Source organism: Niveibacterium sp. 24ML, assembly GCF_026586805.1.
Taxonomy (GTDB): domain Bacteria; phylum Pseudomonadota; class Gammaproteobacteria; order Burkholderiales; family Rhodocyclaceae; genus Niveibacterium.
Window position 1 is genome coordinate 1 of sequence record NZ_JAPFHA010000035.1, and the last position, 19,357, is coordinate 19,357.

Below are 19,357 nucleotides of genomic sequence, written 5' to 3' on the forward strand. Positions count from 1 at the left end.
CGTACAACTTGCTGCGCATCGCGAAAATGCAAACGGCGGGGAGCGCGGCATGACGCGGCACCCGGAATCGGGTCAGAGCCCTTTCTCCGACCCATTGGATGGGCATCAAAAGTGAATTGGGAATCCAATTCCGGGATTGAAGTCATGGCAAACCAAATCCGGGAGGCGAGGGCTGGCGCGGCTTCTCAGCGATTTGCATCGGCCTGCTAACCATACCTCAGCGGGTTCGGCTTTGGGAGCCAGCGCGCGCCAAGCGTTTCTAAGCCATTGACAGGGCCGCACAAGCGCCCTCTGTTGGCAAATGACAACAGCCTGCGTGGCGTCACGGTGTGGTAACCGTTCCGTGCGCTGTCAGGCAGATCAAGGACTTGCCTGTGCACGTGTGCATTCGTTGCGGAATCAATGATGAATCCATAAGTGAGTGCTATGAGGCATAACGGCACCCTTTGCTAGATTGCCGGCGGCACGGCAGCGATGTCGTGTGTGGTGGGGGCTCGGGGCCATGTCATGCAAGATCTGGAGTAAATGAAATGCACAAGCGTATTGGTAGTTTGGTCTTCGCCTTTTTGCTGGTTCTGCCGGGGCTTGCCGCGGCGGCAGGCGAAGTGGCTTTGAAGAAGGCGAACAGCTACGTTTCGTACTACCGCGGGTACTGGCATACCGGCCGCTTTGAGGTCGAGGTTGCCAATCTTGGCTACCAGAAGCAGGTTGCTGCGTACATGAAACAAGCGGATGGCACCTGGGCGGATTTCCCGCTCAGCTACGTGCGCGGCAGCGGCGCCAACAAGGAAATCTGGGCGGCCGACTTTTCAACGTATTCAATGCCCGATGCCGTGGGTAACACGATTGAATTCGCGGTGAAGTATGCCGTCAATGGAACGACCTACTGGGACAACAACGGCGGTGCCAACTACAAACTCGGCAAGGGGGCAGGTGCCCTGCTTGGCAAGGGCGTGAACGTCTATGGCGCAAACTACAACGCAGAGATCTACGCTGGCGCAGGCGTGACCGCATGGTACGGCTACGCAACGGTCAGCAACCTTGCCTACGCGAAGGACGTGAAGGTTGTGTACTCGACCGACAACTGGGCGAGTTCGCGTACCGCGGTGGCGACCTTCAGCAAGGACTTCTGGTCGTCGAGCTACTACAGCATCGGCAACCCGAATGCGATGGGCTTCGAGGAATGGCGCTACGTGCTGAACATCGGCAATGCATCCCAGGTTGAATACGCGATTTCCTACACGGTTAATGGCGTGACCTACTGGGACAACAACAACGGCCGCAACTACTTCAGCCGCATCGTGCGCTGATCGAAGCTTCCGCCTGATACGAAAACGCCCGCTTCAAAGCGGGCGTTTTTCATTGTGTGCTGGCCACTACATTTGCTGATAGATCGGGCCTTCGCCACCTTGCGGCACAACCCACACGATGTTCTGCGTCGGGTCCTTGATGTCGCAGGTCTTGCAGTGCACGCAGTTCTGCGCGTTGATCTGCAAGCGAGGTCCGGCCTCTTCCCTGACGATTTCATACACGCCTGCCGGGCAGTAGCGCTGCTCCGGCGCATCAAACTCGGCAAGGTTGACCTTGACCGGCACGGTGGCGTCTTTCAGCGTGAGATGACAGGGCTGGTCTTCTTCGTGATTGGTGTTTGACAGGAAGACTGATGAGAGCCGATCGAAGGTCAGCACGCCATCGGGTTTGGGGTAGGCGATCGGCGCGCACTCTGCGGCCTTGCGCAGCTTGGTGTGATCGGCGGTGTTCGGCAGCGTCCAAGGCGCCTTGCCGCCGAAGAGCTTCTGGTCGATACCGTAGAGCAGGGTTCCCAGCCAGAGGCCCTTGCTCATGTAAGGCTTGAAGTTGCGTGCGACATAAAGCTCGTCGTGCAACCACGATTGGCGATAGGCGGCGGGGTAGGCCGTCAGTTCGTCTTGCGCGCGGCCAGCAAGCAAGGCTTCGAAGGCGGCTTCCGCCGCCATCATGCCGCTCTTGATTGCAGCGTGTGAGCCCTTGATTCGCGCGGCGTTCAGGAAGCCGGCGTCATCGCCGATCAATGCGCCACCAGGGAAGGTGAGCTTGGGCAGGCTCTGATAGCCCCCCGCGGCAATTGCGCGCGCGCCGTACGCAAGGCGTTTTCCGCCTTCGAAGAAACGCTTGATCGCGGGGTGGGTCTTGTAGCGTTGAAACTCTTCGAACGGCGACAAATGCGGATTGGTGTAGCCCAGGCCCACCACAAAGCCGATCGATACCAGATTCTCACCATAGTGGTACATGAAGCCGCCGCCGTAGGTGTCGCTGCTCATCGGCCAGCCCGCCGAGTGCAGGACCAGGCCTTGCTCGAATTGCTCGGGCTTGATCTCCCACAGTTCCTTGATGCCGATGGCGTAGGTTTGCGGGTCTGCGCTGTCGCGCAGATTGAACTTTTCTTCAAGCTGCTTTCCGAGGTGGCCACGGCAGCCTTCCGCAAACAGCGTGTACTTCGCGTGCAAGGCCATGCCAGGCTGAAAGTTGGGCCCGGGTTCGCCATTGCGGGTGAGGCCCATGTCGCCGGTAATGACCCCTTTGACCCGGCCATCGGCGTCATGAATCAGTTGCGCACCGGCAAAACCTGGGTAGACCTCGACACCCAGCGCTTCGGCTTGCTCGCCCAGCCAACGCGCAACCATGCCAAGGCTGACGATGTAGTTGCCTTCGTTCTTGAGCGTGTCGGGTAGCGCCCAGTGTGGCACCTCGGTGGCGCCGGTTTCGGAGAGGAACAACACCCTGTCCTTGCTGACCGCCGTGTTGAGGGGGGCACCCATCGCTTGCCAGTCGGGAAAGAGCTCGGTCAGGGCGCGCGGATCCATCACCGCGCCGGAAAGGATGTGGGCGCCGATCTCGGCGCCTTTCTCGATCAGGCAGACGCTGATGTCCTCACCTTTTTCCTGCGCCAGCTGCTTGATGCGGATCGCTGCGGAAAGGCCTGCAGGGCCGCCGCCCACCACCAGCACGTCGAATTCCATCGACTCGCGTTCCATTCACTCACTCCCGGAAATTTCAGCGTACCCGCTCGACCCCTGTCGGCGGGGCGTCATTTGCCATACGGTACAGTATGGTAGATTAACCCGTGCAGGCGCCTTGAATCAAGGCGCGAAAACCCGGAGGCTCACAATGCAGCAAACGCTCGGCACACTACTTCATGAATGCCTGATCCCGGTTCGCTGGGGCGATCAGGACGCTCTCGGCCATGTCAACAACACCGTGTTTTTCCGCTTCATGGAACAAGCCCGGGTTGAATGGCTGGATCAGCAGGGCTTCGCGTGCGACCCCGCCAATCCGCAAGTCCCGGTCATCGTCCATGCCGCCTGCACCTTCCTGCAACCGATCAATTATCCCGCAAGCGTGCGGGTAAAGCTCTACGTCGGTGAGCCCGGCCGCTCTAGCATCCAGACGCGCTATGAATTGACCGATTCGCTCGATGGCCGCTTGTATGCCACCGGCGAGGCCAAAGCGGTCTGGATCAGCCTCAACACCGGCAAATCGGCACCGCTGCCGCAGAAACTGCTCGAACTGATTGGCTGATGTGCGCTCGCCTGACGGCACGTCGGGTGCGCTTCCCATGGGCACCAAGACGCATGGCGTGCTAGCTCAACGACGTGAGGTGTTAAACGAGTGTTTCAGCGATTCAAATTGGCCTCGAGCGCATCAGGATATGGGGGACGGGACGTTACCGACGTGGCGGTTGCGTTCACGGCTCACGGGAAGTATCGGCGGTAGAGCGTGTGATAGCGGCCGGTAGTCTTTGCGACGAGGAGGGCGTGTTCCCAGCGGTCGATTTCTGAATTCGGGGTGCTGAGTGAAAAACCGAAGTAGAGGACGGAACTGTACAGCCGCACCGATGTGGCCACGAACAGGCCCGGATCCAGCCCTGCCTCGCGGGCGGCATAAGGAAATACCGCTTCGCTCATTGGTGTGGCGTCAATGCGCCCGGCGGCGAGCATCTTCAGTGTTTGAACCTGTGTATCGCTGGTATTGAGTTGTGTGAAACCTTGCGCGAGCAGAAAACTGTGATCGCGGTTACCACGATGGACGCCGATGCTCGCCGTACGCAGGTCTTCAAGAGACTTTGCGGATACCGGGCTGTCGCGCCGCGTGAAGAACACGACCTGGCTCTCGAAGATCGGGCCGACCCATTTGAAATCACGCTCTCGTTCGGCGCAGCGCGCGAGCATCAGAAAACTGTTGGCCGGTCCTTGTTGGCCGACCTGCACAAAGGCGCGCTTGAATGGAAAGAGATCCGTATCTGCGCACAGGCCTTCGTTCGAACAGAAATCAGCGAGCAGATCAACCGCAAACCCGACAACCCGCCCGTTATCCTGGAACGCAAATGGGGGTAACTCGTGCGCGAGGTAGTGGAATGGCTGGCCTGCGGGCGCGTATGCGGTAAAAAGAGCCGCAGCCGCGCCGCACAGTGCGCGTGAGATCGCCGTCCGCCCTATCCCCTTCGCAAAGCAAAGTGACTGCGCTGGCGCGCCTTGCCGTGTTTCAGGCATTTGGCTGGCGCACCGCCGGGGGAAGGTCTGCAGAGCGTTCACGACACCCTCACTGAAACAACGCGCTAACCATGGTAAGCCCGCTGGTCAGCCTCAGTTTCAGTCAAGCAGACGAGCGTGAGATTTGCCTTGACGTAAGGCAATCAACGCCGGCACCGCGCTTGCGCGGGATCAGTTCGCCCAGGCGACGGTGTTGCGCTGCACTGGCGGGTTCTTGGCGAAGTAGCGCTTGATGCCGCGCATGATCGCTTCCGCCATCTTGTCCTGGTAAGCCTCGTCCTTGAGGCGAAGTTCTTCTTCCGGGTTCGAGATGAACGCGGTTTCGACCAGGATGGAGGGAATATCCGGGGCCTTGAGCACGGCAAATCCGGCCTGTTCAACCTGTGCCTTGTGCAGCTGATTGATGCCGCCGAGTTCGCCCAGCACCGCGCGGCCCAGCTTGGCGCTGTCCTGCATGGTGGCCGTCTGGGACAGATCGAGCAGGGTGCGGGCGAGCAGGGCGTCCTTGACGCCGATGTTCACGCCGCCCACCAGATCGGCTGCGTTTTCCTTCTGCGCGAGCCACCGCGCGGCGGTGCTCGATGCCCCCTTGTCGGACAGCACGAAGACCGAACTGCCACGGGCGTCGGGCTTGATGAAGGCGTCGGCGTGGATTGATACGAACAGATCCGCCTGCACTGCACGCGCCTTCGCGACGCGTTGCCCGAGGGGCACGAAGAAGTCGCCGTCGCGGGTGAGCATGGCGCGCATCAGCGGATCGGCGTCGATCTTGGCCTTGAGGCGCCGCGCAATCGCAAGCGTGACGTTCTTTTCGTAGGTGCCGCGGCTGCCCACGGCGCCCGGGTCTTCGCCGCCATGGCCCGGATCGATGGCGATCGTGGCCAGGCGGGTGACTTGCCCCTTGCCGCCGCGATGCTTGCGGTCGGCCGGGCTGACCTCCTCCTTGTTGTCGTTCGGCGCCGGCTTGGCCGGCTCCGTGTTCTGAACCGGCGCGGAGGTCGCCGCTTCAGGGGTGTTGCTGGCTTGCTTGCTGCCTTGCGTATCGTTGGCCGGGCGCGTGGGCGTGGCCGCTTCGCCGCTGGCCGCCATGATCGGATCAGGCTTTTCGATCAGGGCAAGCAGCGGGTCGACCGGCTCGGCGGGGTAGAGGTCGAGTACCAGGCGGTGGCCGTACTGGCCGACCGGGTCGAGCGTGAAGACCTGCGGTTTGACCTCGCTCTTGAGTTCGATGACCAGCCTGACCAGGCCTGGGCGGTTGCGGCCGGCACGGATCAGTTTGATGTAGGGGTCGTTCTCGGTGATCTTGCCGGGCAGGCTCTGGATCACGCTGTTGAATTCCGCGCCTTCGAGGTCAATCACCAGGCGCTCCGGGCTCTTGACGATCTGGTGCGAGTACTTGAGCGCGTTGCGCCCTTCCAGCGTCACGCGCGTGTAGTCCTGCGACGGCCAGACGCGCACGGCGAGGATGCTGGTCTCGGCGGCGAAGCCCGCGCGCGAGACAAGCAAGGTCATTGCCGCACCGCCGAATTTGAGCAGGCGGCGGCGATCCCTCATCAGCCGGGCAGCTTCATTTGCTTCAGACATGCCAGCCCCCGCTCGCTACCTGCGCGCAACGCGGCGCGGCGGCCATCGCCTTCGGGATCGAGCTGGACTTCCAGGTCGGCTGGCGGCACGAATGGGGCGCCTTTGTCGGGCCATTCGACCAGGCAAACGCCGTTTCCGCCAAAGTACTCTTCAAGACCTGCATCGACAAACTCTTCCGGGTCGGAGAACCGATAGAAATCAAAGTGATACAAGTTTAATTTAGAAACTGCATAAGGTTCAATCAAGGTGTAGGTCGGACTGCGAACCGCGCCACAGTGCCCCAGTGCCTCAAGCAGCCCGCGCACCAGCGTTGTCTTGCCGGCACCCAGGTCGCCGAGCAGGTAGATCACCAGGCCCGGCATCAGCGCCGGCGCCATGGCGGCGCCCAGCGCGCGGGTTGCCGCCTCGTCGGCGAGCAGGCAGACGGGGGCTTTGGAGCGGCTATCATCGGGGCCATGCAGGAGTTCAGACACAATTCTTCTCCGGACGCGACGCAGCTGGCGGCGCAGATCAAGGAATGGGGGCTCGCGCTTGGCTTCTCGGCGGTCGGCATTTCAGGCATTGACCTGGGCGACGCAGAGGGCGCGCTGGCAGCCTGGCTGGCGGCCGGCTACCACGGCGAGATGGATTATATGGCCCGCCACGGCGTCAGACGTGCGCGGCCCGCTGAACTGGTGCCCGGCACGCTCTCGGTGGTCAGCGTGCGGCTTGATTACTGGCCGCCGGCGGCGGACGCAAAAACGCAACTTGCCGACCCGGAGCGCGCCTACATCTCGCGCTACGCCCTCGGGCGTGACTACCACAAGGTGTTGCGAGCGCGGCTGCAGAAGCTGGCAGAGCGGATCGACGCTGAAATCGGGCCGTTCGGGCACCGCGTATTTGTCGATTCTGCGCCGGTGCTTGAAGTGGAAATCGCCAGCCGCGCGGGCAATGGCTGGCGCGGCAAGCACACCTTGTTGCTCGACCGCAGCGCAGGTTCGACTTTCTTTCTTGGTGAGCTGTTCGTCGATCTGGCCTTGCCGGCTGATGATCCGCAGGCCGCGCACTGCGGCCGTTGCACGGCCTGTATCGATGCCTGCCCCACAGGCGCGATCGTCGCGCCCTACAAAGTCGATGCCCGGCGTTGCATTTCCTACCTGACGATCGAACTCAAGGGCGCGATCCCGGAGGATCTGCGGCCGCTGCTGGGCAACCGCATCTACGGTTGCGACGACTGTCAGCTGGTGTGCCCCTGGAATCGCTTCGCGCAGACCACCGCGGAGCCCGACTTCTCGCCGCGGCACGGGCTGGATTCGGCGAGCCTGGTGGCACTGTTCGCATGGACCGAAGCGGACTTCGCCACGCGTATGGCGGGCAGTGCGATCAACCGGATCGGCCATGAACGCTGGCTGCGCAACATCGCTGTGGCCCTGGGCAATGCGCCGACTTCGGCGGCAGTGCTCGCCGCCTTGCGCGCGCGGGCCGACGACGCCTCGCCCCTGGTGCGCGAGCATGTGGCCTGGGCGCTTGCTCGCCATGCGAAGACCGAGGCTGCCGGCGGCTGATTGAAGGCGGCTCGCGCTATCGATGCGGGGCCGGGCGGTGCGCCGGCCGCGCTGGCAGGCATGTGGCTGAATCTGGCGCCAGTTGAGCCTGGCGCTTGACCAGCCTTAGCGCGCGGGTTTGTCGCTGGCGAGGCGTGCGTAGGAGCCGCTGATCGCGTCCATCATCTCGCCGATCCGTTCGCTGGTCGTGGCAACGTTGCGGGCGGCGTTTGCGTCACCGCCGTCGGGGCCGATCGCGGCATCGAAGAACACCCACTGCTGACGCGCAAGTTTCAGACTGTCGGACACGGCCGGCGAGGTCTGCGGCGCGCGCGCCAGTTCGTCCAGGCTGGTGACGAATTCCTTGCGAGTGGTTTCGATGTCGACCCGGCGGCCTTGCGATTTGTCGCCAAGCCGCGTCTGCATGTAAAGGCGGGCAAGCCGCTGGGCGAGCATGTTGTTGCGGCCGGCAAGGTCGGAAAGGCGCCACACCGGGCTGTCTTCAGAACCTTCCAGTTGCATCGCGAGTTTGCCTGAGGCGATGCTCAGCTCCTCTGCACCCAGCACAACGCGGTCGGGGCTGGTGCTGCCGGCGGGCGCCTGGATCGCCAGCTTCTGCTCGGCCCAGACGGTTTCGACGCGCTTGAGCGTCTTGGCGGCAGGGCCCGAAGCCTGCACCTTCTGCAGACCCGCCAAGGCGGCGTCGAAGCGTTCGATGCCCTGGGCGATCTGTTTCTGGGTCGGCTCACTGTTGATATTCAGGCGTAACTGCAGGTGAAGCTTGGCCAAGCGTTGGGCGAGCGACCGGATTTCGGCCGCTTGCGCAAGTGGTGCGGGGGCTTCAGGCTTTGATTGGGCGAAGGCTTGCGCTGAAAAAGGGGCGAGGCTAAGAAGTAACAGGGCTGCGATGTGTTGCATGGCATGAGACGATCAAAACTGGTGCGTCAGTATCGCTGCGCAAAGTGATCGAATTATTACGATTCAAAAATTCGAAACCCAAACGCCATATTCGTTGCGGCTCGGCGCTGCCATGCGGGTTTATGGCGCTTCGTGACCTGCGGCGGCCTGCCAGATCGAAAACCATTCCTGTTCATCCAGTTCCAGGCGCGTTGCCGCCACCGCTGCGGCGATCGCCGGCAGGCGCTGGCTGCCGGTCAGTGGCAGCGGCCCCGACGGGTGACGCATGATCCAGGCGTAGACCACGGTTTCGAGCGAGACGCCGCGCGTGTTGGCAACTGCCTCAAGCGCGGCGCGGGTGCGTTGCGCCTCCGGTGCATCGCCGAACAAGCGGCCGCCGCCCAGTGCGGACCAGATCATCGGCGGGGTGCGCAGCGTTGTTGCCTGGTCGAGCCTGCCATCGTGCAGCGGCTCGCGATGCAGCGGCGAGAGTTCGATCTGGTTGGTGACCAGCGGCGTGCGTGCGTTGAGCATGGCGAATTGCGAGGGCGTGAAGTTCGATACCCCGAAGTGCCGCACCTTGCCCGCGCTGCGCAGGCGTTCAAAGGCGCCAGCGATCTCGTCCGGGTCCATCAGGGGGCTCGGGCGGTGGATCAGCAAGAGATCGATCCAGTCGGTGCGCAGCGCGCGCAGCGAGTTCTCGACCGATGCTTCGATATGCGCGGCGCGGGTGTTGTAGTGCTTGATCCAGTGCGCGGGGCGCGCAGGCGTGGTGAGCGCGATCCCGGTCTTGGTGACCAGTTCGATGCGCTGGCGCAGTGCGGGCTCCAGCGCCAGTGCTTCGCCGAACAGGCCTTCAACCGTGTAGCCGCCGTAGATGTCGGCATGGTCGAAGCTGGTGACACCCAGCTCGATGCAGCCGCGAATCCAGTCCAGGCGTTGTTGCGGCGACCAGTTCCAGCTATCCATGCGCCAGGCGCCGGCGACAACGCGCGAGAGCTGCGGGCCGCAGTCGGTGAGTTGAATGCGTGGGCAAGTCATGATTGGCCTCCGATGAAATGGATGATGGCCGAGACGCCGGTCTCGGCAATCGCGATGTCTTCTTTCTGTGACAGCCCGCTGGGGCCAATGCCGCCGACCACATGGCCGTCGATTCGCACCGGCAAGCCGTCGCCCCAGCCAATGTAGCGAGTATCGACTTAGAAACGTACGATTTCTGCTGGCGAGAGCGATTTCGCCAGCCGCTTGCGTGAATTGATCGGCGATACGCCGGTAGCGAGCTTCGCGCGCCGTGTCGGGGTGTCTGAAGCGCTGATCCGCAAGTACCTGGGCGGTTCAGAGCCGGGCTTGAGCAAGGCCAACCAGATTGCGCGCGCGGCCAACTGCTCGCTTGAATGGCTCGCCACCGGCGCGGGCTATCGCTACCGTCAGGCCGAGGTGGTGGACATGGCGGCGCTCGAAGCGGCGATCCGGCTGACGGTGACGCAACTCGGAGCGCGCGAGATCAAGGTGACGGATGAGGCGGCGATGAAGCTGATCGTGGCGCTCTACCAGTACCTTCGCACCACCAAGGCGGCCGATGGGAGTTTCGACCTCGCCGCCGCCGAGAGCTTTGCCGCCTACCTGGGCGGTGTGTGCGGCGTGTCGCGCTGAGGGCCGCAAAAGCTATCATTCACGCTTCTCAAGCGATCAGGTGAGCAATCGTGGCGAACCAGGACACACGGCCAATCGGGGTATTTGATTCTGGCGTGGGCGGGCTTTCCGTGCTGCGCGAGATCCGTGCCTTGCTGCCTCACGAATCCCTGCTTTACTGCGCCGATTCAGGCCATGCGCCCTACGGCGACAAGTCGCAGCAACTGATTCGCGAGCGCTCGCTTGAGCTGGCGGAGTTTCTCGTGCGTCATGAGGCAAAGGCCATCGTGATTGCCTGCAACACCGCCACCGCGGCGGCAGCCCGCGCCTTGCGCGAACGCTGGCCGAACCTGCCAGTGATCGGCATGGAGCCGGCGGTCAAACCGGCGGCAGCGGCAACCCGGGGGGGCACGGTTGGCGTGCTCGCCACGGTGGGCACGCTGGCCAGTGCGCAGTTCGCCGCGCTACTCGACACCTTCGGGCAGGACGTGCACGTTGTGACCCAGCCGGGCGTGGGCCTGGTCGAGGCGGTTGAGCGCGGGGAATTGAAGGCCGAAAGCACGCGGCACCTGCTGACGGCACACCTTAAGCCCTTGCTTGCGGCAGGGGCCGACGTCATCGTGCTCGGCTGCACCCACTACGTGTTCTTGCGCGAACTGGTGGAAACGATTGTCGGGCCGGCGGTGAAGGTGATCGATACGGGCGCGGCGGTCGCGCGCCAGCTTGATCGTCGGCTGGCCGAAGCGGGGCATCATGCGCCGGAGCAGGCCCCGCGCGCCGTGCGCTTCTGGTGCAGCGGCAACCCTGCCAGCGTTGCTCACGCCATCGAAGTGCTGTGGGGCGAGCGGATCTGGCCCGATCCGCTGGCCCGCTCGCAAGTCTTCAGGCCGGGACAGCACTGAAACCGGTGCGGCCGCTCGGCTGTGCGGCCGCGGCCGGGCGCGCCTGACGCGCGTGCTCGAGGCTGATGGCGCTGGTGCTCAGTGCTTCAACCACCACCCGCGCGTTGCCGCGCAGGTGCAGTGAATCGCCACGCTTGAGGAAGTGGTCGCCGGGCAGCGCGGGGCTGGTGACCCAGACGCTGCCGCGGCTCACCACCAGCGTCCAGCCGCCTGCACCGTCAAGCGATACCAGCTTCCCTTGCGCCAGATCAATCGCCCCGTGTGTTAGGTTTACTCTCATTTTGGCCTCCGCTCATTGCTATCAGTTTCGAGCGGATTATTCGCCTCTGTCCGCCGACTTGCGTCGATCATTTCTGACTTGTATGTGAGTTTTCCTAACATGCGAAAGCCCCCTAAGCTGCCGCCGCTCAGTGCCCTGCGGGTCTTCGAGGCCGCCGCGCGCCACCCGAGCTTCAGCGCCGCGGCTGATGAACTGGCGGTGACGCATGGCGCCGTCAGCCAGCAGGTGCGTGCGCTTGAAGCGTGGCTCGGCCTGAGTCTGTTCGAGCGCAACGGCCGCCGTGTGACGCTCACCGCGGAGGGGGCGGCGTTTGCGGCAAGCGCGAACGAGGCGCTGTGCCGCATCGGCGATGCCGCGGCCAGCTTGCGGCGGCGAACCAACCCGAAGCGGCTGACCATCACGACGCTGCCTTCATTCGCGGCGCGCTGGCTGGCGCCGCGCATCTCGCGCTTTCTAGACGGCGAGCCGGGGGTGGAGTTCAGCATCGTGACGACCGCATCCATGCTCGACTTTGCGCACGATGGCGTTGACGTGGCAATCCGCTGCGGATTTGGCCCCTACCCCGGTGAGTGCGCTGAACGCCTGATGCCTGAAGCCTTGCTGGTTGTCGCCAGCCCTGGCTATGCCGGCGGGCGCCTGCCGACGACGCTTGCCGCGCTCTCGCAGCACCCGCTGATCCGCGAGGACTACCCGTTCTGGGAAGACTGGCTTGCTGGCACCGGCATGAGCCTGGAGGTGCCGCACAACGGCCTGGTGTTCAACGATTCATCGCTGGCCTTGCAGGCGGCGATTGACGGACGGGGCATCGCGGTCACGCGGCGCAGCATTGCCTCGGGCGAACTTGCTGCCGGGCGCCTGGTCAAGGTGTTTCCGCAGGAGGTGCCAACCGACCTGGGTTACTGGTACGTGACGCCGGATCGAAGCCGCGAAACCCCGCTGGCGCAGCGCTTTCGCGCCTGGATATTTGCCGAAGTGGCAGCGGCGCAGTAAGCGACTACTTGCTGTCGCCGCCTTCGCGCCAGATCCGCAGCAATCGGTCGTAGTCGATCGTCTGGCCGGGTGGCTTTTCGTTGGCGAGCTTGCGGCGTGGGCCATCGGCGGCCTTGAACCAGAACTCGGCGTCGCGCTTTGGGCTCAGCTTTGGCGGGCAAGCCGTCAGGCCGGCGTTTTCCAGCTTGCCCAGTTCGGTATCCATGCCTTCGGCCAGATCATCCATCGCGCGCTGGGGTGACTTTTCGCCGGCCGTGGCGGCGCCGATCTGCTTCCACCACAACTCGGCCAGTGCCGGATAGTCGGGCACGTTGGGGCCGGTGGGTGTCCAGGATACGCGGGCCGGGCTGCGGTAGAACTCGATCAGGCCGCCAAGCCTGGGCGCCATTTTGGCCATGGCCGCCGAACGGATATCCGAGTCCCGAATGAAGGTCAGGCCGACCATCGATTTCTTCAGCGACACGGTGCGCGACACGGTGAACTGTGCGTAAAGCCAGGCCATCTTGCGGCGTTGCACCGGTGTGCTGGTGAGTAGCGTCCATGCGCCCACGTCCTGATAGCCGCGCTGCATGCCCGCTTGCCAGTACGCGCCGTGGGGCGAGGGGGCGACGCGCCATTTCGGCGTGCCGTCGGCATGGTTGATCGGCAGGCCGCGTTTGCCGAGCGCGGCGGTAAAGCTGGTGTACCAGAAGATCTGCTGGGCAATCTGCCCCTGGCCCGGCACCGGGCCGGCGTCGGTGAAGTCCAGCTGCAGGGTGCCCGGTGGCGCGTACTGCTTCTGCCAGTCCAGATACTTGGTGAGCGCGTAGACGGCGGCCGGGCTGTTGGTGGCGCCTCCGCGCGCGACCGACGCACCGACCGGCTGGCAGTGTTCGGCCCGGATGCCCCACTCGTCTATGGGCAGCCCGTTTGGGTAGCCCTTGCTGGCGGCGCCGGCCATGGACAGCCAGGCATCGGTGAAGCGCCAGCCGAGCGACGGATCTTTCTTGCCGTAGTCCATGTGGCCGTAGACCCGCTTGCCGTCGATTTCCCGCACCTCGTGGGTGAAGAACGCGGCAATGTCTTCGTAGGCCGACCAGTTCAAGGGCACGCCCAATTCGTAGCCGTACTTCGCCTTGAAGCGCGCCTTGAGTCTGGGGTCGCTGAACCAGTCGTAGCGGAACCAGTAGAGGTTCGCAAACTGTTGATCCGGCAGCTGGTAGAGCTTGCCGTCCGGGCTGGTGGTGAAGGGCAGGCCAATGAAGTCCTTCAGATTCAGGCTGGGCAAGGTGAAGGCTTTGCCTTCGCCTCTCATCCACTCGCTCAGGACTAACGTCTTGCCACGGCGGAAGTGCGTGCCGATGAGGTCGCTGTCATTGACATAGGCGTCGAACAGGTTCTCGCCGGTTTTCATCTGCTGCTGGATCTTGCGCACCAGCTCGCCTTCGGGCATCAGCACATGCTCGACACGGATGCCGGTCAGTTCGCTGAAGGCGCGCGCCAGGACTTCGCTTTCGTACTTGTGCGTGTCGATGGTTTCCGAGACAACGCGGATGCTTTGCCCGCGAAAGGGTTTGGCGGCGTTGATGAACCATTCCAGTTCGGCGCGCTGCTCGGCCCGGCTCAGGGTGCTGGGCTGGAGTGCCTTGAGCCAGCGCTCAAGCGGCGCGCCCTTGTCGGCGGCCGCGACGCCAAGCTTCAGCATCAGCAGCAGCGCAAGGCAAGCGTGGCGCAGTGGCGGGCGCATGGCGGTCAGAATTCCGGCGGGGCGACGCTGGCCGGGTCGATCCCGTAGGCCTTGAAGATCGCGCGGTAATCGTCAGTCTTCTTGAAGGCGACCAGGGCCTTGCTGAAATCTTGCGCAAGCTTGTCGTGGCCGCGCGCGCGGGTGAATGCGATGTACTGGCGCCCACCGGAAATCATGTGCGGCTCGTAGGAAAACTCGCCGGCCACCCCCAGTTGCTGCGCGGCGTAGAGGCCGACGGCCGTGTCGATGAGCGCCAGATCGATATGGCCCCGCAGCAGTTTGCGCAGGTTCTGCTCGTGCGTGTCGACCGGCTCACGGGTGAAGTAGGGCGCGCTCGCGAAGTCCGGCGAATAGGTATAGCCGGCAAGCGTGCCTACCGTCTTGCCGGCAAGACTGAACAGCCCTTCGTAGTGAAAGGGCCTGCCCTTCAGGTAGAACAGCACCACGCGCGATCCAGACAAGGCTTCGTCAGGGAAGGCGAGGAAGGCCTCGCGTTCGTTCTGATTGCCGCGCCCGATGCCGAGCACGCCGTCCACCTGCTTGCTTGCCGCCATGACGAGCGCGCGGCGCCATGGCGCGAATTGCAGGTTCAGCGTGTAGCCCAGCCTGGCCAGAACCGCCTTGCTGACTTCGTAGTCAAATCCGCGCGCCTCGCCCCGTTGTTCGAAGACATACGGCGCGAATGTTTCACTCACGATCACCAACTCGCGCGCGTGCGCGGCCCCGGCGCCCTGCAAAGCCGCCGTAAGGATCAGGAGTGCCGCCCGCCAGCGGTTCTGCAACGCAGCCCCTACGCATGTCATGACGCAGCTTATCGGCTTGACGGGGCAATACTTGACCGCCCGCCTGAATCAGCCGCCGGCTTCAAGCTCCAGCGCCAGCAGCTCCTGTACCGTCTGGCGGCGGCGTATCAGGCGCGCGGTGTCGCCGTCGATCATCACTTCCGGGATCAGCGGGCGCGAGTTGTAGTTCGACGACATCGAGGCGCCGTAGGCACCGGCATCGTGGATCACCAGCAGGTCGCCGACGCGCGCTTCGGGCAGGTGACGGGTCTGCACCACGCCGCCTTCGCCTTGCGTGAATACGTCGCCCGATTCGCACAGCGGGCCGGCGATCACGGTGGCGTGTTCGGCGCGCGGGCTGTCGTCCTGCGGCAGCAGGCTGATGTGGTGGAAGCTGCCGTACATCGAGGGCCGCATCAGGTCGTTGAAGCCGGCATCCACCAGCACGAAGCGGTTCTTGCCCGCCTGTTTCACCGCACGCACTTCGGTCAGCAGCAGGCCGGATTCGGCCACCAGATAACGGCCGGGTTCGATTTCCAGATGCGGCGTGACGCCGAGGGTCTGGCCGACTTCGCGGCGCGCGGCATCCCACAGGCCGAAGTAGTGTTCGGTGTCGATCTGCGGATCGTTCGTGCGGTACGGAATCGACAGGCCACCGCCGGCCGAGATCGCCTCCAGCGGGGCGTCGAGCTGGCGCGTGAGTTCGACCATCGCGCCGCACACCTGCTCCAGATGCTTGTAATCGACGCCGGAGCCGATGTGCATGTGCAGGCCGACCAGCTTCAGGCCGTGCTGGCGGATCGCGGCCAGCGCGGCCGGCAGATCCGTGTGCCAGATGCCGTGCTTGCTGTGTTCGCCGCCGGTGTTGGTCTTGTTGCTGTGGCCGTGGCCAAAGCCGGGGTTGATGCGCAGCCACACGCGGTGGCCCGCGTGTTTGCCAACTGAGACCGCGCCGAGCTGATGCAGCATGTCGATCGAACCGGCATTCACCGGGATCTCTTCCTCCACCACGCGGGCCAGCGTGGCGCGGTCGATCAGGTCGGCGGTGAACACGATGCCCGATTCGCCGTTACGCGAGCTGTAGCCGGCGGCCAGCGCACGCTCGATCTCGCCCAGCGACACCGCATCCACCTTCACGCCTTCTTCGCGCAGCAGGCGCAGCAGGTGGATGTTGGAGTTGGCCTTCTGCGCGAAGCGGATCGTGTCGAAGGCGCGCAGCGCGGCGACATGCGCGCGGATCACCGCGGCGTCGTACACCCACAGCGGCGTGCCGTGCTGGCGGGTCAGATCGAGGAGCTGGGCGGGGTTCAGGCTGGGCTTCATGGTCGGGAGTAGGGAGTAGGGAGTAAGGGGGAGTTTGCCTGGGGTTCGGTATTTCTAAAAATGCGGATTTGTGCGTCAATCATGCATCGCTGATATGGATAAGCCATGCTGCTGACCCACCGTCTGATCGATGTGTTCCGCGCCGTGATGAACACCGGCAACGTTACCCGTGCCGCCGAGCTGCTGCACACCTCGCAGCCCACGGTCAGCCGCGAACTCGCGCGGCTCGAACAGGTGGTTGGCATGACGCTGTTCGACCGCGTGCGCGGCCGCCTGCAGCCCACCGCGCGCGCCGTGCAGTTGTTCGACGAAGTGCAGCGCAGCTACGTCGGGCTGGAGCGCGTCGCCGCCACCGCCGAATCGCTGCGCCACTTTGCGCAGGGGCGCTTGAGCGTCGCTTGCCTGCCGGCGCTGTCGCACGGCTTGCTGCCGGCGGCCTGCGCCGAGTTCGTCGCGGCGCATCCGCAGGCCAGCCTGTCGATCACGCCACAAGAGTCCCCGCTGCTCGAAGAATGGCTCAGCGCACAGCGCTTTGACCTGGGCCTGACCGAACACGCCGAGCCGCCGCCCGGCACGCTGGCGGAAGACCTCTTCGTTGGCGATGAAGTGGCGGTGCTGCCGGAGGGGCACAGGCTGCTGGGCCAGAACGTGCTGCGCCCGGCCGACTTCGTGGGCGAATCCTTCGTCAGCCTCGCGCCGCAGGATGCCTACCGCCAGGCGATCGACGCGATGTTCGCCGCGCAGGGTGTGCAGCGCCGGCTGGTGATCGAAACCACCAGCGCGGTATCGGTCTGCGCGCTGGTGCGGCAGGGGCTGGGCGTGTCGATCGTCAACCCGCTCACCGCGATCGAACTGGAAGGCCTGGGCCTGCACTGGCGGCCGATCAGCGTGTCGATTCCGTTCCGCGTCACGCTGATCCGCCCGCAGCAGCGGCCCAGCACGCCGCTTGCCGATACCTTCTCGGCGGCGCTGCGCCGTGCGGCCGAGCGCCTGCGTCATCGCAGCGGGCGCACGTGATCGGGCAAGGGCCAGGCTCTTGAAATTGGTGGCAGCGGCCGTCAGATAGCACGCGTAGAATCCCCCAGCCCCGAGGGCTGTCGGCTCCGGTCAATGAAAGGAATCACCATGACAACTCGCCTCCTGAAAATGCTTGCCACGCTGGCCTTGCTGTCGGGCCTCACGGCCTGTGGCTACAACGATTTCCAGCGCCTCGACGAAGAGGTGAAGGCCGGCTGGTCTGAAGTGCTCAACCAGTACCAGCGCCGCGCTGACCTGATCCCCAACATCGTCGCCACCGTGAAGGGCGAAGCCAGCTTCGAACAGGAGACCCTGACCAAGGTGATCGAAGCGCGCGCCAAGGCCACCAGCATCCAGGCCACGCCGGAACTGGTGAACGATCCTGCCGCGTTCCAGAAATTCCAGGCCGCTCAGGGCGAGCTGACTGGCGCGCTCTCGCGCCTGATGGTGGTCAGTGAGCAGTACCCGAACCTGAAAGCCAACCAGGGCTTTCAGGATCTGCGGGTGCAGCTTGAAGGCACCGAAAACCGCATCACCGTGGCGCGCAATCGCTACATCAAGACGGTGCAGAACTACAACGTGCTGGCGCGCAGCTTCCCGAGCAACCTCACCGCGATGGTGATGGGCTACAAGCCCAAAGAAACCTTCACGGTGCAGAACGAAGCGCAGATTTCGCAGCCGCCGGCAGTGAATTTCGACCAGCCGGCGAAGCAGTGATCGGCCGCGCGTGATGCTGCTGCGTGCCTTGCTGCTGTGGTTTGCATGCTGCCTCGCGCCTGCCTGGGCGCAGGACGTGCAGCCGGTGCCCAAGCTGAGCGGGCGCGTGATCGACCAGACCGGCACCCTGTCGGCCGCCGAAGCCAGCGCGCTGAGCAGAAAGCTTGAGCAGTTCGAGCGTGAAGCCGGCAGCCAGCTCGTGATCCTGATGGTGCCGACAGTGCAGCCGGAAGACATTGCGAGCTACGCGCAGCGGGTGGCCGACACCTGGAAGCTCGGCCGCCGCACGGTGGGCGACGGCCTGCTGATCGTGGTGGCGAAGGACGACCGCAAGCTGCGCATTGAAGTGGCCAAGGCGCTTGAAGGCGCGGTGCCGGATCTGGCGGCCAAGCAGATCATCAATCAGGCACTGAAACCGGCATTCAAGAAAGGCGACTTCGCAGGCGGGCTGGATGCGGCGGTGGATCTGCTCGCAGCGCGCATCCGTGGCGAGGGCTTGCCGCTTCCGCCGGCCGACGCCGGATCGTCAAGGCAAGGCAGTGCTACCGAGAGCGGTGGCGAATCGGGTCTGCTGTTCTTCCTGATTGGCGTGCTCGCCATGAGCGTGCTGCTGAAGGCCGTGCTGGGCCGCACCCTCGGCGTGCTGGGGACGAGTGTGGCTGCCGGCGGGATCGGCTGGTTGTTCTCCACCAGCCTGATGCTCGCGGGCCTGGGCGCGCTGGTGGGTTTGATCATTGCGGCGATTGGCGCCGGCAATATCTTCAGCCTGCTCGGAAACGTTCTCAGCATTGGCGGGGGCCGCGGCGGTGGTGGGTGGGGCGGCGGCGGCGGCGGATGGGGCGGCGGTGACGGTGGCGGCTTCTCGTCCGGCGGTGGCGGCGATTTCGGCGGCGGCGGCGCCTCAGGAGACTGGTAATGCCAAGTTCGATCGGCCCTCAAACGGCGCTGCTGCGCCGCCTGGTGCACCATGGCCTGTACAGCGCACGCCATGTGCGCAAGGCGGTGGACGATGCGGCGATGGCACGGCTTCAGGCTCAGGTGCGCGAGAGCGAGACGCGCCACAGCGGCGAGATCCGCATCGTGGTGGAAGCCGGGCTGCCCAATTCCTACCTGCTCAAACGGCTGAGTGCGCGAGATCGCGCGATTACCTTGTTCGGCAAGCTGCGGGTGTGGGATACCGAACACAACAACGGCGTGCTGATCTACCTGCTGCTCGCTGAGCGCCGTATCGAGATCGTTGCCGATCGCGGCCTCGATCGCCATGTCAGCATCATGCAGTGGCATGCCTTGCTGGGTGCAATGCGCGCCGATTTCGTCGCCGGCCGCTTCGAGAAGGGCATCGCGGCCGCGGTTGCGGCGGTGAGTGACTTGCTCTGCCAGCATTTTCCGCTTGCGGCGGGGGCTGCCAATCCGAACGAATTGCCCGACGCGCCGCTGCGCCTGGGCTGAGAGCGT

Annotated in this window: 21 protein-coding genes; 10 read left to right on the forward strand and 11 right to left on the reverse strand. The window is 64.3% G+C overall.

What is annotated here, in order from left to right:
• The first annotated feature begins 530 nt into the window (after positions 1–530).
• On the forward strand, positions 531–1,310 hold the full coding sequence (locus OPU71_RS19995) for a hypothetical protein (RefSeq protein ID WP_267729836.1): 780 nt from the start codon (positions 531–533) through the stop codon (positions 1,308–1,310).
• A 66-nt stretch (positions 1,311–1,376) separates the two neighbouring features.
• On the opposite strand, the gene OPU71_RS20000 is transcribed toward OPU71_RS19995, so the two are convergent.
• Complete coding sequence (locus OPU71_RS20000; protein ID WP_267729837.1) at positions 1,377–3,014, reverse strand: electron transfer flavoprotein-ubiquinone oxidoreductase; 1,638 nt, start codon at positions 3,012–3,014, stop codon at positions 1,377–1,379.
• A gap of 133 nt (positions 3,015–3,147) precedes the next feature.
• Here OPU71_RS20000 and OPU71_RS20005 point away from each other — a divergent pair, with 133 nt between their 5' ends.
• Entirely contained in the window at positions 3,148–3,558 is a 411-nt protein-coding gene (locus OPU71_RS20005) for an acyl-CoA thioesterase (RefSeq protein WP_267729838.1), read from the forward strand.
• 173 nt (positions 3,559–3,731) lie between these two features.
• Here OPU71_RS20005 and OPU71_RS20010 read toward each other — a convergent pair whose 3' ends face one another.
• The 3 genes from OPU71_RS20010 to tsaE all read right to left on the reverse strand — a co-directional run bounded on the left by OPU71_RS20010 (position 3,732) and on the right by tsaE (position 6,586).
• Complete coding sequence (locus tag OPU71_RS20010) at positions 3,732–4,571, reverse strand: substrate-binding periplasmic protein (RefSeq protein ID WP_267729839.1); 840 nt, start codon at positions 4,569–4,571, stop codon at positions 3,732–3,734.
• Positions 4,572–4,700: 129 nt separating this feature from the next.
• Complete coding sequence (locus OPU71_RS20015) at positions 4,701–6,113, reverse strand: N-acetylmuramoyl-L-alanine amidase (protein WP_267729840.1); 1,413 nt, start codon at positions 6,111–6,113, stop codon at positions 4,701–4,703.
• On the reverse strand, positions 6,083–6,586 hold the full coding sequence (gene tsaE / locus OPU71_RS20020; RefSeq protein ID WP_267729841.1) for a tRNA (adenosine(37)-N6)-threonylcarbamoyltransferase complex ATPase subunit type 1 TsaE: 504 nt from the start codon (positions 6,584–6,586) through the stop codon (positions 6,083–6,085). Before tsaE ends, OPU71_RS20015 begins: the two co-directional genes overlap by 31 nt.
• On the opposite strand from tsaE, the gene queG reads away from it, so the two are divergent.
• Positions 6,569–7,657, forward strand: a complete 1,089-nt coding sequence (queG, locus tag OPU71_RS20025; RefSeq protein WP_267729842.1) for a tRNA epoxyqueuosine(34) reductase QueG — start codon at positions 6,569–6,571, stop codon at positions 7,655–7,657. The genes tsaE and queG overlap by 18 nt on opposite strands.
• Before the next feature lie 105 nt (positions 7,658–7,762).
• Here the strand turns inward: queG and OPU71_RS20030 are convergent, their stop codons facing one another.
• The 3 genes from OPU71_RS20030 to OPU71_RS20040 form a co-directional block, all read right to left on the reverse strand.
• Positions 7,763–8,425: a hypothetical protein gene (locus OPU71_RS20030; protein ID WP_267729843.1), complete on the reverse strand. Its 663-nt coding sequence runs from the start codon at positions 8,423–8,425 to the stop codon at positions 7,763–7,765.
• Positions 8,426–8,674: 249 nt separating this feature from the next.
• The gene (locus OPU71_RS20035; protein ID WP_267729844.1) at positions 8,675–9,574 is read right to left on the reverse strand and encodes an aldo/keto reductase; all 900 of its coding nucleotides are present in this window, start codon (positions 9,572–9,574) and stop codon (positions 8,675–8,677) included.
• Positions 9,571–9,699, reverse strand: a complete 129-nt coding sequence (locus OPU71_RS20040) for a heme-binding protein (protein ID WP_267729845.1) — start codon at positions 9,697–9,699, stop codon at positions 9,571–9,573. The genes OPU71_RS20035 and OPU71_RS20040 overlap by 4 nt, the downstream gene beginning before the upstream one ends.
• 79 nt (positions 9,700–9,778) lie before the next feature.
• On the opposite strand from OPU71_RS20040, the gene OPU71_RS20045 reads away from it, so the two are divergent.
• Positions 9,779–10,186 (forward strand): helix-turn-helix domain-containing protein, encoded by a 408-nt coding sequence (locus OPU71_RS20045; RefSeq protein ID WP_267729846.1) that lies wholly within the window; start codon positions 9,779–9,781, stop codon positions 10,184–10,186.
• A gap of 50 nt (positions 10,187–10,236) precedes the next feature.
• Entirely contained in the window at positions 10,237–11,067 is an 831-nt protein-coding gene (gene murI / locus OPU71_RS20050; RefSeq protein ID WP_267729847.1) for a glutamate racemase, read from the forward strand.
• Here murI and OPU71_RS20055 read toward each other — a convergent pair.
• A complete protein-coding gene (locus tag OPU71_RS20055; protein ID WP_267729848.1) occupies positions 11,048–11,347 on the reverse strand; it encodes a DUF2917 domain-containing protein in 300 nt (99 codons plus the stop codon). The two genes, murI and OPU71_RS20055, sit on opposite strands and share 20 nt — an antisense overlap.
• Before the next feature lie 99 nt (positions 11,348–11,446).
• On the opposite strand from OPU71_RS20055, the gene gcvA reads away from it, so the two are divergent.
• Positions 11,447–12,337, forward strand: coding sequence for a transcriptional regulator GcvA (gene gcvA, locus OPU71_RS20060; protein WP_267729849.1), 891 nt, complete (start codon positions 11,447–11,449; stop codon positions 12,335–12,337).
• Between the two features lie 4 nt (positions 12,338–12,341).
• On the opposite strand, the gene OPU71_RS20065 is transcribed toward gcvA, so the two are convergent.
• Genes OPU71_RS20065 through lysA form a run of 3 tightly spaced genes read right to left on the reverse strand, consistent with a single transcriptional unit; the run spans position 12,342 to position 16,168 of the window.
• A complete protein-coding gene (locus tag OPU71_RS20065; protein WP_267729850.1) occupies positions 12,342–14,063 on the reverse strand; it encodes an ABC transporter substrate-binding protein in 1,722 nt (573 codons plus the stop codon).
• A 5-nt stretch (positions 14,064–14,068) separates the two neighbouring features.
• Positions 14,069–14,866, reverse strand: coding sequence for a substrate-binding periplasmic protein (locus OPU71_RS20070; RefSeq protein WP_267729851.1), 798 nt, complete (start codon positions 14,864–14,866; stop codon positions 14,069–14,071).
• Positions 14,867–14,914: 48 nt separating this feature from the next.
• On the reverse strand, positions 14,915–16,168 hold the full coding sequence (gene lysA / locus OPU71_RS20075; protein WP_267729852.1) for a diaminopimelate decarboxylase: 1,254 nt from the start codon (positions 16,166–16,168) through the stop codon (positions 14,915–14,917).
• A gap of 105 nt (positions 16,169–16,273) precedes the next feature.
• Between lysA and OPU71_RS20080 the strand changes: the two genes are divergently transcribed.
• The 4 genes from OPU71_RS20080 to OPU71_RS20095 all read left to right on the forward strand — a co-directional run bounded on the left by OPU71_RS20080 (position 16,274) and on the right by OPU71_RS20095 (position 19,351).
• Positions 16,274–17,185, forward strand: coding sequence for a LysR family transcriptional regulator (locus OPU71_RS20080; protein ID WP_267729853.1), 912 nt, complete (start codon positions 16,274–16,276; stop codon positions 17,183–17,185).
• Positions 17,186–17,293: 108 nt separating this feature from the next.
• Positions 17,294–17,902, forward strand: coding sequence for a LemA family protein (locus OPU71_RS20085; RefSeq protein ID WP_267729854.1), 609 nt, complete (start codon positions 17,294–17,296; stop codon positions 17,900–17,902).
• Between the two features lie 13 nt (positions 17,903–17,915).
• A complete protein-coding gene (locus OPU71_RS20090) occupies positions 17,916–18,818 on the forward strand; it encodes a TPM domain-containing protein (RefSeq protein ID WP_267729855.1) in 903 nt (300 codons plus the stop codon).
• On the forward strand, positions 18,818–19,351 hold the full coding sequence (locus tag OPU71_RS20095) for a TPM domain-containing protein (protein WP_267729856.1): 534 nt from the start codon (positions 18,818–18,820) through the stop codon (positions 19,349–19,351). Before OPU71_RS20090 ends, OPU71_RS20095 begins: the two co-directional genes overlap by 1 nt.
• The last annotated feature ends 6 nt before the right edge of the window (positions 19,352–19,357 follow it).

Bases quoted from the DNA above. Each gene is read 5' to 3' on its own strand.
- OPU71_RS19995 (WP_267729836.1), top strand. From the start codon at position 531: ATGCACAAGCGTATTGGTAGTTTGGTCTTCGCCTTTTTGCTGGTTCTG.
- OPU71_RS20000 (WP_267729837.1), bottom strand. From the start codon at position 3,014: ATGGAACGCGAGTCGATGGAATTCGACGTGCTGGTGGTGGGCGGCGGC.
- OPU71_RS20005 (WP_267729838.1), top strand. From the start codon at position 3,148: ATGCAGCAAACGCTCGGCACACTACTTCATGAATGCCTGATCCCGGTT.
- OPU71_RS20015 (WP_267729840.1), bottom strand. From the start codon at position 6,113: ATGTCTGAAGCAAATGAAGCTGCCCGGCTGATGAGGGATCGCCGCCGC.
- queG (WP_267729842.1), top strand. From the start codon at position 6,569: ATGCAGGAGTTCAGACACAATTCTTCTCCGGACGCGACGCAGCTGGCG.
- OPU71_RS20035 (WP_267729844.1), bottom strand. From the start codon at position 9,574: ATGACTTGCCCACGCATTCAACTCACCGACTGCGGCCCGCAGCTCTCG.
- OPU71_RS20055 (WP_267729848.1), bottom strand. From the start codon at position 11,347: ATGAGAGTAAACCTAACACACGGGGCGATTGATCTGGCGCAAGGGAAG.
- gcvA (WP_267729849.1), top strand. From the start codon at position 11,447: ATGCGAAAGCCCCCTAAGCTGCCGCCGCTCAGTGCCCTGCGGGTCTTC.
- OPU71_RS20065 (WP_267729850.1), bottom strand. From the start codon at position 14,063: ATGCGCCCGCCACTGCGCCACGCTTGCCTTGCGCTGCTGCTGATGCTG.
- OPU71_RS20070 (WP_267729851.1), bottom strand. From the start codon at position 14,866: ATGACATGCGTAGGGGCTGCGTTGCAGAACCGCTGGCGGGCGGCACTC.
- lysA (WP_267729852.1), bottom strand. From the start codon at position 16,168: ATGAAGCCCAGCCTGAACCCCGCCCAGCTCCTCGATCTGACCCGCCAG.
- OPU71_RS20080 (WP_267729853.1), top strand. From the start codon at position 16,274: ATGCTGCTGACCCACCGTCTGATCGATGTGTTCCGCGCCGTGATGAAC.
- OPU71_RS20085 (WP_267729854.1), top strand. From the start codon at position 17,294: ATGACAACTCGCCTCCTGAAAATGCTTGCCACGCTGGCCTTGCTGTCG.
- OPU71_RS20090 (WP_267729855.1), top strand. From the start codon at position 17,916: ATGCTGCTGCGTGCCTTGCTGCTGTGGTTTGCATGCTGCCTCGCGCCT.
- OPU71_RS20095 (WP_267729856.1), top strand. From the start codon at position 18,818: ATGCCAAGTTCGATCGGCCCTCAAACGGCGCTGCTGCGCCGCCTGGTG.